A 13,746-nucleotide genomic window follows, 5' to 3' on the forward strand; every position below is an offset into this window, starting at 1 on the left:
TCATGTCATTTACCGATATTTATTCCATCGCGGGATCCGCTATGAATGCGCAGACCGTTCGACTCAATACCGTCGCCAGTAACCTAGCCAATGCCGATGCAGTCGCGGCTAACCCTGATGATGCTTACAAAGCCTTAAAGCCAGTCTTTGCCACTGTCTACAATAAGACTCAACTCAGCGTCAGCGAAGGGGCTTATCCAAACGCGGAAGTAAGAATTGTCGATGTCGTGCAAAGTGCCGGAAAAGCAGAGAAGCGTTTCGAACCGAGTAATCCGCTAGCCAATGATGAAGGCTATGTTTTCTATCCCGATGTTGATGTGGTGTCTGAAATGGCCGATATGATGTCAGCCACTCGCAGTTTTGAAACCAATGTCGAAGTGCTCAGCAACGTAAAAAGTATGCAGCAAGGCCTGCTCAAACTTGGGCAGGGAAGCTAATGAGTATCGCACCATTTAATGCCCTAAATTCTGATACGCCTTTGGGGTCATCAACTTCCGCTCAACAAGGTATTTCGGGCAACCCGCTAGATATCAACAGCGCCTCTTCGCTAGAGAACGAGTTTATTAGCCTGATGGTGGCTCAGATCCAAAATCAAGATCCGCTAAACCCACTTGATGGCACCGAATACGTCAGTCAGCTCGCTCAGTTTTCGCAAGTTCAAAGTACTGAAAACATGTCGACCATGATGCAAAACAGCATGGTGCTACTCGACAACATGCAGGTGTTGTCTACCGCAGGCTTAGTGGGTCAGACGGTTTATGTCTCAAGTAACGAATTTGAGATGGGTGAACAAGTGCAAAGCGGCAAGGTAGAGCTTACCCACTCCTCCAGTCAGGTGACTTTAGTGGTTAAAGACCAGTTTGGTCAGTCAACCAAAGTTCCACTTGGAGCCCACCCAGCCGGAGACGTCGATTTCTCTATTGATCCACAGAAGCTGGGCCTCAAGCCCGGTAGCTATAGCGTGTCGGTCGAAGTTCAAGAGGGGCAATCTGCGCCAAACATACTGATGGCAGGAAAAGTAGAGCAGGTACGAATTCCCAACTCAGGCGGCGCAGCCTTCGTCAATATTGAAGGTGTTGGCAGTGTTCCCTTCTATCAGATCACTCAGTTTGGTGCTTAACCAATAAGGAATTAAAGAGGTTATTTATGAGTTTTAATATCGCCCTAAGCGGCTTGGATGCAACCAATACCGAGCTCAACACGATCAGCCACAACATCGCCAACGCATCAACGTATGGATTTAAAGGTGCGCGCACCGAATTTGCTGCGGTTTACAATGGTATGCAGCCGGGAGGTGTCGAAGTCGCGTCGATTTCTCAGAACTTCGATAAGAACGGGTCAGTCAGTGGTACTGGACGTGCGATGGATTTGGCCATCAACGGCAGTGGCTTCTTTGTCACTAAAGATACCTCCGGCCAACTTCTTTACACGCGCTCCGGTGTATTTGGTACCGATAAAGATAACTTCGTGACGGGCAACACTGGCGCCCGACTGCAAGGTTACAGTGTTGATAGCAACAACAACTTACTAACGGGCGCCTCTGGTGACATTAAGATTTCTACGTCATCACTCGCGGCCAAAGCGACAGATAAAATGGAGTTTGTTGCCAACCTAGATGCGAGTGCAACCGTGGTTGATCAGACGGTGAACCCTTTTGACCCAAACAATACCGACAGCTTTAACTCTTCATACACCACCAAGGTGTTTGACTCCTTAGGTAATGCCCACACGGTAACGCAATACTTCACCAAAACAGCCGCCAATACATGGGAAGTCAACGTTCAGGTTGACGGCTCTGCCACGCCAGCTTCTACCGTCGCCATGACCTTTAACGCTGATGGCACATTGGCCGCGCCAACAGGCACCTACAATGTCGCGTTTCCTGCTGCGGGTGCCAATGCGATGAGCATCGATATTAACCTAGCTGGTAGCACGCAGTTCGGTGCGTCATTTGGCGTTAGCACCAATAATCCCAATGGTTATACCTCAGGTGAACTAGCGGGAGTGCGTGTTGAAGACAACGGCATGGTCTACGCCACTTACACTAACGGCCAGTCGCAGTTACAAGGACAAGTCGTGTTGGCGGATTTTGCTAACCCGCAAGGTTTGGCGAAAGTGAGTGGCACCGCTTGGACGCAAAGCTTTAGCTCTGGCGCTCCAATTATGGGAGTACCAGGGACGGGAACGTTGGGAGATTTGACACCGGGAGCGCTGGAAGGCTCAAACGTTGATCTCACTAGTGAACTGGTCAATTTGATGACTGCACAACGTAACTATCAGGCCAATGCGAAAACCATTTCGACCAACGACAAGCTGACTCAGGCGCTGTTTAACGCGGTTTAACGGAGTTTCACATGGACAGTTTGCTTTTTACCGCCACTTCGGGGGCAAGTCGGGTTTTACAAGCGCAACACGTACGTTCCAACAACTTATCTAATGCGGACACCGCAGGTTTTCGCGCTGATATGGAACGCGTGTCGAGCATCCCACTTCAGGGTTCAGGATTTGATGGCAGAACCATGGTGGTGACCAACTCGGCATCAACACGCTTCGATGAAGGTGACATCGTCAAAACCGGTCGTCCACTTGACGTAGCGATCATGGGGGATGGCTATCTCACGGTTCAAACCGCCGATGGGCAAGAGGCCTATACCCGAGCGGGTAACATCAAGGTGGATTCTTTCGGTGCTCTAACGATTAACGGTTTTGCGGTAGTCGCTGACGGTGGACCAGTGACGCTGCCGGACTATCAGAAAGTTGAAATCAGTGAACGTGGCCGTATCTCCGTGGTTCCGCCTGGTGGTGGCGCAGAGCTTGAAGTGGGCACGCTCAAATTAGTCAAACCTGATACCAATCAACTGCAAAAGGAGAGTGACAGCCTGCTGCACAGCGTTGATGGCAATCCGTTTGATGCAGATGACACGGTGCAACTAGCTCCAGAACACATTGAAGGCAGCAACGTTTCTGCCATTGACGAGCTACTCAATGTTATGTCGCTAACGCGCAACTTTGAGATGCAGGTAAGGATGATGAAAACAGCCGAAACCTTAGCTCAAGCTGGTAATAAATTAATGTCGTCGCGTTAGGCGGCGTCTAAAGGAGTAGAGAATGCATTCAGCATTATGGGTCAGTAAAACTGGCATGGCGGCACAAGATACCAAGATGACCGCGATTTCAAATAACCTTGCCAACGTCAACACGGTGGGTTTCAAGCGAGACCGAGTGGTATTCGAGGATCTCTTTTACAGCATTCAGCGTCAGCCGGGCGCTCAGGTTGACCAAGTTAATGAACTCCCTTCTGGTGTACAACTGGGTAGTGGCGTTCGAGTGGTGGGGACTCAGAAGGTCTTTACCCAAGGAAATACCCAAAACACTAGCCAAGAACTGGATCTCGCGGTGATGGGACAAGGTTTTTTCCAGATTGAAAACTCAGATGGTCAAATCATGTATACCCGCAATGGCCAATTTCACGTCAACTCAGAAGGGCTAATGGTCAACAGCCAAGGTCTGCCGCTCGAGCCACAAATTCAGATCCCAGACAACGCATTATCACTCTCCGTAGGTGTGGATGGCACAGTCACTGCGACCACGGTGGACAGCAGTACCCCTCAGCAGTTGGGGCAAATTACTCTGGCTAAATTCATCAATCCGGCAGGTCTTGAAGCGGTCGGCGGTAACTTGTTCCGTGAAACAGAAGCAAGTGGTCAGGCTGACGAACTGACCGCTGGCGAAGATGGGGTAGGCAGCATCAAGCAAGGAGCACTGGAAGGTTCGAACGTTCAGGTTGTTGAAGAGATGGTCGACATGATCACCACGCAACGCGCCTATGAAATGAACGCCAAAGTAGTGTCGGCGGCTGACGACATGCTCAAGTTTGTCGCCCAATCTGTTTAGTAACTGAGTGATGATAAAGGAACTGCAAATGAAGGCATTGTTTAAAGTCTGGCCGTTACTCGTGTTGCTAGTGACGGGTTGTGCAGGCAGAGAAGAGTTTACTCCGCCAAAACCTGATGAAGAGAAATACGCCCCACCAGCGCTAGATTACTCCTTGCCAACCCCTGAACACGGCAGCCTTTATCGTCACCAATATACGATGACCTTGTTTCAAGACCGACGCGCTTATCGAGTTGGCGACATGTTGACCGTAGTGCTATCGGAAGAGACAGAGTCGAGTAAAAAAGCCAATACCAAATACGGCAAATCAGCCAATGTCGGATTTGCTGCCCCAAATATTGGTGGAACGACCATTGATGAGCTTGCCGCGAGTATCGATTCTGACCGAAGTTTCGACGGCACGGCTTCAAGTTCACAAGGAAACAAGCTTGAAGGCTCGATTACCGTTACCGTGCATTCAGTGTTGCCAAACGGTGTATTGCGCATCAGTGGCGAAAAGTGGATTCGTCTCAATCAGGGTGACGAATTTATTCGTCTGACGGGCATCGTACGTGTCGACGATATAAGCCGTAACAACCAAGTGCCGTCATCTCGTATTGGTGATGCGCGCATTACCTATTCAGGACGTGGTGCATTAGCAGACAGCAATGCTTCAGGCTGGCTCACGCAATTTTTCAACAGTCCTTGGGTGCCATTTTAATGAAACAACACATCTCATTCTTCTCTACGATTTTACTTATGTTTTCGATTGGAACTGCATCCTCTTCTTATGCCAGCGATACAAGTTTGGCCAAGCAGCGTCGCACCTTGCTAACCGGCATGCTGTTGATGCTCTCGCTGGGAGCCAGCGCTTCCTCACAGGCAGAGGTCTCTATCCCAGTCATGGATTTGGTTGATGTTCAGGGAATTCGTGAAAACCAATTAGTGGGCTACGGCCTGGTGGTAGGTCTAGATGGGCAAGGTGACCGAAATCAGGTCAAATTTACCTCCCAATCGGTCACCAACATGTTACGTCAGTTTGGCGTACAGATTGACGATTCGACCGATCCTAAATTGCGCAACGTTGCCTCTGTGAGTGTCACGGCAACGGTTGAACCTATGGCTGGCCCGGGGCAGAAGCTTAATGTGGTGGTCTCTTCTATTGGTGATGCTAAGAGCTTACGTGGCGGTACGCTGCTCCTAACGCCTTTACGTGGTATCGATGGCGAGGTTTACGCCGTCGCTCAGGGTAATGTGGTTGTCGGTGGTGTGTCCGCTGAAGGGAAAAGTGGCTCAAAGATAGTGATTAACACGCCGACTTCGGGGCGCATTCCGGGTGGGGCAACGCTAGAGCGTGAAGTACCGAGCGATTTCTCCGAGCAACAACATATTGTGCTCAATTTACGCAAACCCAGTTTTACGACCGCGAAAAACATCACTCGTGAAATCAATAATATTTTCGGACCTGATGTTGCGGTTGCGAAAAACAATGTCCGCATCAATATCCGTGCACCTAAAGAGACCCAGCAACGCGTTGTTATGATGTCGATGTTGGAAGAGATTAGCGTAGTCGAAGGGCGTAAGCCTGCCCGAATCGTGTTTAACTCTCGTACCGGCACGGTTGTCATTGGCAAAAGTGTCAAAGTCAGTGAAGCGGCGGTCAGTCACGGTAACCTAACCGTCACGATTGCGGAATCACAACAGGTTAGTCAGCCGAATGCCTTTGCTGATGGAGAGACAACCGTTGTTGACCAGTCTCAGCTTGATGTCAGTGAAGAGCGCGCTCAGATGGCAATCTGGCCACCGGGGACTGAGCTGAATACGATAGTTAACGCTGTAAACAGCCTAGGCGCTACGCCAACGGATTTGATGTCAATTCTTCAGGCATTGCATGAAGCGGGTGCGCTCAATGCAGAGCTGGTGGTGATATAAGGAGCTGGCGATGAAATTTGACGGACTAAACGATAAGACACAAATGAGCTCTGTGCTTTATCACGACAACAGCGCATTGATGCAGATTAAGAACAGTCAGCATGATGGACAAGCTTTGCAAGCCGTTGCTGGGCAGTTTGAGGCGATGTTCTTGCAGTTGGTGCTACGCCAGATGCGCAGTAGCAGCGATGTATTAGCCGACGAAGATAGCCCTTTTTCTAGCCAGCAGCATGGCATGTTCCGTGATATGTACGATGGTCAGCTCGCGATAGAAATGGCAAAGAAACAGAACACAGGCATTGCCGATATGCTGGTGAAACAACTCAGTCCTTCCATTTCAGAAGTCGCTTTCTCACCTATGGCGTTCAAGGCATCGGCCAACGAGCACTTAATGGAACAGGAATCACAACTTAAACCTGTTGAAGAGGGTAAACAGGCACAGCCTCTTCATTCCACACAAGAAACGGTCGCCTCAGTAAGACAAATGTTGGGAGAGGTGAGTGTCACTACCGCCTTTGCCCAGCCCCTGATTCGAAAAATGGAGCTGTAAATGAGTTTGGTTAATATTGCCTTGTCAGGCCTTAATGCAAATCGCGTGGCACTGGACGTGACCGCACAGAATGTCTCCAATATCAACACACCAGGATACAGTCGTCAGCAAGCGTTGATGACCTCAATCGGTGCGGGAAAGTACGACAAACTCAGTGCTGGTATGGGCGTAGAAGTCGCGAGTATTCGCCGCGTCACCGATCAGTTTTTAATTAAGCAGACTTGGTCAACCAATAGCCTTTCTGCTTATGCGACCCGCTATACCACCAATATGAGTCAGTTGGAAAACACCTTAGGTGCAGATGGTTTTAGCCTCTCAGCAGGGCTAGATAGCCTATTTTCAGCACTCAATGATGCGACTGTTAAGCCAGAATCCATTCCCTACCGTCAGCAAATCATCAATGAAGCAGAAGCATTGTCACGTCGCTTTAATACCCTTACGGAATCACTGCACAGCCAACACAAAGATATGAGTGATCAGCGCAGTGCGGCGGTATCACACGCCAATAGCCTGATGGCTAATATTGCAGATGTAAATAAGCAGATTGTTGAGATGCAAGGAACGGGAGGCAATCCTGCACAACTGATGGATGAACGAGATGCACTGATTGGCGAGCTATCAAAAGTTGTGGAAGTGAAGACGACGGCTCAGGGTGACGGCAGCCTTCAGGTGACACTCGTTTCTGGACAACCACTGGTAATGGGTAGTGATGCCGGACAACTAAAGGTTTTGCCTGACCCAAGTGATGCCTATCTAGCCGATATGCAGGTTCAGTTCGGCAACCAAAGCTTTGCGATTTCTGGCTCGACTGGCGGACAAATCGGCGCAATCAATGATTATCAGACCGAGGTGTTAAAGCCTTATCAGGTGGCAATTAATGATATGGCTAAAGCTCTTGCGGATGAGTTCAATGCTGTTCTGACGACAGGAACGGATCTCAACGGTAACCCAGGCACAGCACTGTTTAGCTACGATCCCGCGAACCCAGCTTCGAGTCTGACAGTCACGGCTTTACAGCCAAGTGAGTTGGCGCTGTCTGGGGATGGTAATCCGGGCAACGCAGATACCTTGGACGCGTTAATTGCTCTTAGTAACAAAGCGGTTGCCGTGACGGGGTTTGGCTCATTGAGTCTCAACGATGCCTTTACTGCGATGGTTGGTGAAACGGCCATTAGAGCACGTCAGGCGGATTCAGATTATCAGGCGAAACTGACGATTAATCAGCAAGCAATCGCCGCGCGAGACAATGTGAGTGCGGTAAACAGTGATGAAGAAGCCGCTAACCTGATGACATTTGCTAATGCGCATAACGCCAATATGAAAGTAATCAGTACAGCCAACCAGCTATTCGACTCAGTACTAAAGTTATTCTAGGGATAGGGAACAGACATGCGAATTAGTGATACTCAATTTAGCCAGATGATGTTGCAAAGTCTGCAACTCAACAATGCAGGTCTAGGCAAAGTGATGCAACAGATGGCAACGGGTGATCGATTAACGAAATTATCGGATGATCCAATGGCCTCAATACAGTTACTGAATCTAGACCGAGAAGGCTCCGCAATCACTCAATACCAATCCAATATTGCTGCCGTGAAAACTGCGTTGTCGAGTCAGGAAGTCCACTTAGATTCGGTCAACGAAAGCTTGAAAAGCATCAACGATCTCGTTCTTTGGGGTGCCAATGGCACGTTAACAGACGATGATCGGGTTGGGATCATTACAGAGTTAGAGAGTTTACGATCGTCTATCGTCTCGTCTTTCAATGCTCAGGATGAAGAGGGACGTTACCTGTTCTCCGGTACGAAAACGGATACCCCTGCCTTGTCTAATGCTGGTGGCAGTTACGTAATCGACGGCAATAACGATAAACGTGTGGTGACCGTAGCCAAAGGCGTTAGCATGGAAGCCAACATGACCGCTCAAGAAGTACTAGACCTAGGTGGTAACAATGTCCTTAATCAGTTGGATGACTTAATTGCTGAGTTTAAAGCCCCAACTGCGGCCTTTCGTACGACGGTGGAGTCCACCCTATCGGCGATTGAATCGACATCAGGAAATGTTCTTAGCGCGCTAACCGAATTGGGCGGACGCCACAACAACCTAGATCTAATGAACAGTGCTCACGGTGAAAACAAACTGTTTGTCGATAAAGTCACGAGCGATCTATCTGCGCTCGACTACGGCGAGGCATCGGTACGTTTAAGCAACTACATGGCAGCCTTGCAAGCAACTCAAGCCAGCTATATGAAAATTAATGATTTGAGTCTATTTAATCGAATCTAGTTGGGAGGAATACCGCTATGGTAATGAGTACCGTTGAGGTTCGTCCTCACAATGTCAGGCTGACAAGCTCGGAGCAAGCATCCATATCTCCGCCGCGATCCTCTTCAGAGTCTAGCCAAAAAATTCCTCGCGCAGTCACCGTTCAGCCACAGGCACCAGCATCGTTTTCGGTGTCTGGTGTTTTGCTGACTCAAGGGCAAAGAAACGCGACCTCAGTGCAGATCGCATACAAATCACTTCATGCGATAGGTGGTGAGCTGAGCGCTATAAAAAAGGGTTTAACTCAGGCCATGAATGTAGGTAGCTCAAGCAACAACACTGAGTTACAGCAAAAGCTAGCGCGAGCGAAAGATAACATCACTCAGATATTGGAAGCGGCGCGTTTTGATGGCAGTAAAGTGATCGATAACCAGTTGAAACTCAACATTGATCGTTCTGATATTCGCCGTTTTTCCATCCCAGGACTGAACGTACATCGCCTAAGTGACAAAGCCGAGCAAATTCGGCTGGACTTTCCTAATGGCAACGCCGTCATGGTTCAGTTTGATGGGCGCTCTGATGGCAAACAGACAGTGAAAATGTTGGATAGAAGTTTGATACCGCTAGGTCTGCGTGCTGCATTGTCGGATGATGGTACCATCTTGTTTGAATCTTCAGAGAAACAGTACCAACAGATGCACAATAAAGTGATGGTGACAGGTCAGGGGCATCGCTTTCCTGCGGGACAGTCGAACATGATGACCATCAAACCTGAACCAGAAGGTATTGCGGAACTCAGTTTTGATCTTGCCTCGCGCGATGGCATCAAACAGACGATTGCTAAAGTAAATCAATACTTGCGACAAGTTCAGACTGGGCTGACTCAAAGCAAAAGCATAGGCTCAGAGCTAAGCGCCCAGATGGAGATGATTTCACGTCAATCCAATGTACTTAACGCTGAGCAAGTCAGCAGTGAGTTAGATCGTTTCTCTTCAAACCAAGCAACGTTTTCCAATGCCTTCCAAGCCCTTAATGCTCAAGCGAATGTGAAACGTCATTCTGTGGTCGCGCTGTTGCGCAGCTAACGATAACGAACTCACGCATACCTCGTCGCCGATTTAAGGAAATAAATCCGTGTCATGGGTTTATTTCCCCAATTGATACATTTGAAACTCAATCTTTCTTTATATTAACCACCTTTATTAGGTTACATTTTGCAGCCTAATTGCCTTTCACTTCACTTAACTAATTGATTGTTAATTGAACTAATGTGCAAGCCATTGCATTATAGAGAGACGTAAGACGGCAATTTGTCGGTTAATAAGAGTTAGGCTTCTAGGAGGAGTACTAGATGATAAGACAGGCGTTTTGGGCTTTTCTACGTCTTGTAGTTGTTTTATTTCTATACCTGCCCGTAGCGTATGCGTTTTTGATCATTATTCAAACCTCTCGTCCTCGATTCCTCGAAATGAACTGGGATGCTTACATTTGGTTTACGGTCTTGCTATTGGTCGTAGGTTATTGCTTGCTTCGTTTTTCACGCACAAAAGAATTTGGGAAGCTGTTTCTAATTAGTGTACTCGGGGTCTATGTCCTAATGATGTATGAAGGTCAGTCTTATACACTCAGTACCCAGAACATATCAGCGAATGCCTTGTACGTGGCTTTTCTGTTCTTGATTCCTGCAATTCACTTTATATTGCCTTCAGTATGGACGAGACCGTTTTTGTTTTTGCTTCCTGTTAGTGCTTTGAGTTGGTTTTTACGAATGTCGATATATCAGCCAGTTTGTTTTTCTTATGAGATATACGTAAGTAAGTCAACGTTAAGTCCAGAGCAGTACGATAAGGTTTTTGAATTAGTGCTACAAAGCTTCCCAACTACGTTTATCGGTGGGTCAATGGCATTTGGGCTATTAATCCCATATTGGTTCGCATTGTATGGTCCTAACCCCGCCTCAACGTACAGAAGCCTAACAAAATTTAAGGTATCAAGATACTTTTACTAATCAGATAGAAACGATTTTTCGTAATACCCTAAATCGTTTTTGCCCCAAAACGTTTTAGCGGGATGATCTCCTTAAAATGCTGAACGTCGTTTTTCCTTAGAAAATCTTATCTGGAATGCGTGCGCAGATTGGTCTCACCTTGAACGCATGGCTATGACGCTCGTTCTAGACGCGTGATGACCGAGCGCACCATGAGCTTTGACGCTGAGCCAGATACCACCTCTGACGGTAACAAGGGTAATAACGGCAGGGGCAAAGGCAAGGGACAAAGCAGCACCAGCAGTGTCACACAATCAGGCGTGATTATTCTCTACAGTCACTATGACGGTCGCCAAGAGCAAGGCCAGTGGCAACACGCAGGCCATGGCTTTGAGGTGTTCCGCTCGCTCACGTTGCTCCCACAAGCCAACTTGCCGTATGCACAAGTGTTGTATCAAAGTCTTTCTGACAGCAAGTCACAGCTTGTGAAAGCCAGCGGGACAAAAGGCGCTGATGCCTCTAACCTATACGTGCATCATGACCATTTAGGCAGTGCGATACAGGTGTTGGATGACACTGGCACCCAAGCCATGCGCTTAGGTTACAGCCCGTTTGGTCAGGTGTACCGTAAACACAACGACAAAACGCAGTGGAAGATTAACGCGGGAGTAAACGCCAACAAGCAACTTGGTCAGTTGATGCCATATCAGTACACGGGGGGTTACACAGATGGCAATACGGGATTAGTGCACTTTGATGCCCGTTGGTATAACCCACACACCAGCCGCTTTGTACAACCTGATTACTGGAATCTGAAGAACACCTACCTACCCTCAGAGATTCAGCATGAGTTGATGCGCTATACGGGGCTTAATGCGAGTCAACTGCTACGTGATCCAAGCCAACAACTGGCATTCGGGTATGTGAGTGGTAATCCGTTGAGTTGGGTGGATCCGTTTGGGTTGTGTATACCAGAAGGTGCAACAAGCCAATTTGCTAGAGACGAATACGAAATTCAATACACCGTCAACGAAATTGAAAAAAACTTATCCTACAACATGAATGAAGGTTCGTTTGTTGACTCGATAAAAAGTAAGATCAGAGTTGGATACATTATTAATTTTAGCATAGAGAACGTTTTCAGTGCCACTATCGACCTAGGCTCTGTAAGGCTATCTGATAAAATTGGGTCGGAGTGGACTCAAAATGGGCGGATTGATACATATTCAGAAGGTAGAACTAAAGTTGAGCTAGGAGTGCCGTTACTTGGGAGTGCTTCTGTTACAAACAAAACCAAAGATAACGGTGAAACATGGGAGTATAGAGAATTGGAACTCAATAAAGGTCTCTTGCCAGAGGTAATCACTAGCGGTGAGTTGGAAGGTAGTACCTTCGATATATCATTCGGAATTAGTATTGTTTATGAAGATACCATTACAGTAAAGTGATAATTATGCTGAAATCAAGACGCACCTTGGATGTAGCAATGGCCGCAGGGGCTGTTTCTTTAACTATATCCACTGTAATTTGGTACTTTTATGACCCTAGTGGATCTGATTCAAATTTAATCAAGTTTCTGTTTTTTCTACTTTCCATCCCAACAGGTATTTGTCAAATTTATATGTATAGTATCTTATGGGGGCGGTATAGGTGGAAATTGTTATATGCACTACCAGTAATTGTTGTTCCTATTGTTTGCGCTATTACGTTTACCTTTGGCGTATACGGTTTTTATTCATATCTTAGATATGTAGAAAATAGTAAAGCATAAGTGTTTGATGAAATTGGAAGGCTGACAGCATTAGGTTGCTTTTAGCCTTTGACTTAAACAAACAGCCTAACTTGTATAGCTAGGCTGTTATCTATAGAACGAAACATCGTAGAGGTACTCAAGCCATGCGCTTAGGTTACAGCCCGTTTGGTCAGGTGTATCGCAAACAGAACGACAAAACGCAGTGGAAGATAAACGCTGGAGTAAACGCCAACAAGCAACTCAATCAGTTAATGCCAATACACTGGTAAGTTAACAGAAAGTCACACGGGTCTCGTACAAATGAATGCGCGTTGGTACAACCCTCATACGCACAGTTCGGTTTCAGTGATACTGAACACTCCCATAAGCGACATTTGCATACTTTTGGTAATTAATGCTTTGTTAAATCAGCACGATTGCTAAAACGGAAATGCCCCATTGTTTGTTATCACTGAAGTTAATTAACTTCTTTTGGATGAAAGTTTCCCTTACCTGTAGTTATCCGAGCGAGCGTCGTCGTGAGCTTTTTAAAATTATGCGTCATTTTGCAATCTAATACCCATTCCCTCTCATTAACCTTTTGATTGTAAATTGAACTGTAATTGGAAAGATTGCATGATGGGAGTATGAAAAACGGCTAAAAGCCGTTTAGAAAGCGTTATACCCCATTGGAGGATTAATACTTGAGTATTGGAAATGAATGGCTGATCTTCGAAGAAGACCACTTGCCTTTGAGAGATGAATTGATCGAAAGTGTTTCAACAATAATTCAGTTCAGTTTGCCTCAAGATTACGTTGAGTGCGTCAAGTATTATCACGGTGGACAACCGAAAAACGGAAGTTTGTCGATTGATGTCGATGGTTCATCTTGGGGTATTGGCTTTGGTGAATTATTAACTCTTGACCCGCTAGAAAGTTGCACAAACGTTATTTCATCACTTTCAAAGTTGCGCAAAATACACGGTATATCAAAGAACTACTTGCCAATCGCTATTGGTGCTGGAGGTGACTATCTTTGCTTAGACTATTCGGACAGTATTACTAATCCAACAGTGGTGTTTTGGTTTCATGAGCTTGAAGGGGAAGACGCAATATTTCCTGTTGCAGATACATTCACACAAGTATTGGATATGTTAAAGCCATATGATGAATAGGGTATAACAAACGACTATGGCCTCAACATATTTTTCCTAATCTGACAGAAAAGCTATAGCGCATCAGTTCTAAAACGTTTCTGTCCAACAACGAGCTAGCTTCCATGGCTTGCTTTTTCCGCCCTTTTATTGGTCCCGTCAAAAAACTAAATGGATAAATAGTCGAATTTTCCTCAATTGTCGATTATGTGACCTTTTGCCTAGGGTTTGTCCTTTGGGTTTGTTGATAACA

The 13,746-nt window shown here is 46.8% G+C and carries 14 protein-coding genes; all 14 read left to right on the top strand.

Annotation, left to right across the window (positions count from 1 at the left end):
* The first annotated feature begins 2 nt into the window (after positions 1–2).
* The 14 genes from flgC (at position 3) to ACQEXP_RS20080 (ending at position 13,514) form a co-directional block, all read left to right on the top strand.
* Positions 3–437: a flagellar basal body rod protein FlgC gene (gene flgC / locus ACQEXP_RS20015; RefSeq protein WP_269376191.1), complete on the top strand. Its 435-nt coding sequence runs from the start codon at positions 3–5 to the stop codon at positions 435–437.
* Positions 437–1,120, top strand: a complete 684-nt coding sequence (flgD, locus tag ACQEXP_RS20020; protein ID WP_269376190.1) for a flagellar hook assembly protein FlgD — start codon at positions 437–439, stop codon at positions 1,118–1,120. The genes flgC and flgD overlap by 1 nt, the downstream gene beginning before the upstream one ends.
* Positions 1,121–1,146: 26 nt before the next feature.
* Positions 1,147–2,343 (top strand): flagellar hook protein FlgE, encoded by a 1,197-nt coding sequence (flgE, locus tag ACQEXP_RS20025; RefSeq protein WP_426971354.1) that lies wholly within the window; start codon positions 1,147–1,149, stop codon positions 2,341–2,343.
* An 11-nt stretch (positions 2,344–2,354) separates the two neighbouring features.
* Entirely contained in the window at positions 2,355–3,086 is a 732-nt protein-coding gene (flgF, locus tag ACQEXP_RS20030; RefSeq protein ID WP_426971355.1) for a flagellar basal-body rod protein FlgF, read from the top strand.
* Positions 3,087–3,108: 22 nt separating this feature from the next.
* Positions 3,109–3,894: a flagellar basal-body rod protein FlgG gene (flgG, locus tag ACQEXP_RS20035; RefSeq protein ID WP_426971356.1), complete on the top strand. Its 786-nt coding sequence runs from the start codon at positions 3,109–3,111 to the stop codon at positions 3,892–3,894.
* Positions 3,895–3,922: 28 nt separating this feature from the next.
* Positions 3,923–4,594 carry a flagellar basal body L-ring protein FlgH gene (gene flgH / locus ACQEXP_RS20040; RefSeq protein ID WP_426971357.1) on the top strand — a complete coding sequence of 224 codons (672 nt, stop codon included), beginning with the start codon at positions 3,923–3,925 and terminating at the stop codon, positions 4,592–4,594.
* Between the two features lie 119 nt (positions 4,595–4,713).
* Positions 4,714–5,805, top strand: a complete 1,092-nt coding sequence (locus ACQEXP_RS20045) for a flagellar basal body P-ring protein FlgI (protein WP_426971363.1) — start codon at positions 4,714–4,716, stop codon at positions 5,803–5,805.
* 10 nt (positions 5,806–5,815) lie between these two features.
* Positions 5,816–6,355 carry a rod-binding protein gene (locus ACQEXP_RS20050; protein ID WP_426971358.1) on the top strand — a complete coding sequence of 180 codons (540 nt, stop codon included), beginning with the start codon at positions 5,816–5,818 and terminating at the stop codon, positions 6,353–6,355.
* Entirely contained in the window at positions 6,356–7,729 is a 1,374-nt protein-coding gene (gene flgK / locus ACQEXP_RS20055) for a flagellar hook-associated protein FlgK (protein ID WP_426971359.1), read from the top strand.
* A 15-nt stretch (positions 7,730–7,744) separates the two neighbouring features.
* The gene (flgL, locus tag ACQEXP_RS20060; RefSeq protein ID WP_269376183.1) at positions 7,745–8,641 is read left to right on the top strand and encodes a flagellar hook-associated protein FlgL; all 897 of its coding nucleotides are present in this window, start codon (positions 7,745–7,747) and stop codon (positions 8,639–8,641) included.
* 17 nt (positions 8,642–8,658) lie between these two features.
* On the top strand, positions 8,659–9,705 hold the full coding sequence (locus ACQEXP_RS20065; RefSeq protein WP_426971360.1) for a flagellin: 1,047 nt from the start codon (positions 8,659–8,661) through the stop codon (positions 9,703–9,705).
* 1,114 nt (positions 9,706–10,819) lie between these two features.
* The gene (locus ACQEXP_RS20070) at positions 10,820–12,055 is read left to right on the top strand and encodes an RHS repeat domain-containing protein (protein WP_426971361.1); all 1,236 of its coding nucleotides are present in this window, start codon (positions 10,820–10,822) and stop codon (positions 12,053–12,055) included.
* 448 nt (positions 12,056–12,503) lie between these two features.
* Positions 12,504–12,629 (top strand): hypothetical protein, encoded by a 126-nt coding sequence (locus tag ACQEXP_RS20075; RefSeq protein ID WP_426971362.1) that lies wholly within the window; start codon positions 12,504–12,506, stop codon positions 12,627–12,629.
* Between the two features lie 414 nt (positions 12,630–13,043).
* On the top strand, positions 13,044–13,514 hold the full coding sequence (locus tag ACQEXP_RS20080; protein WP_052404617.1) for an SMI1/KNR4 family protein: 471 nt from the start codon (positions 13,044–13,046) through the stop codon (positions 13,512–13,514).
* Positions 13,515–13,746: the final 232 nt, after the last annotated feature.

Source organism: Vibrio sp. TRT 1302 (genome assembly GCF_050113875.1).
Classification (GTDB): domain Bacteria; phylum Pseudomonadota; class Gammaproteobacteria; order Enterobacterales; family Vibrionaceae; genus Vibrio.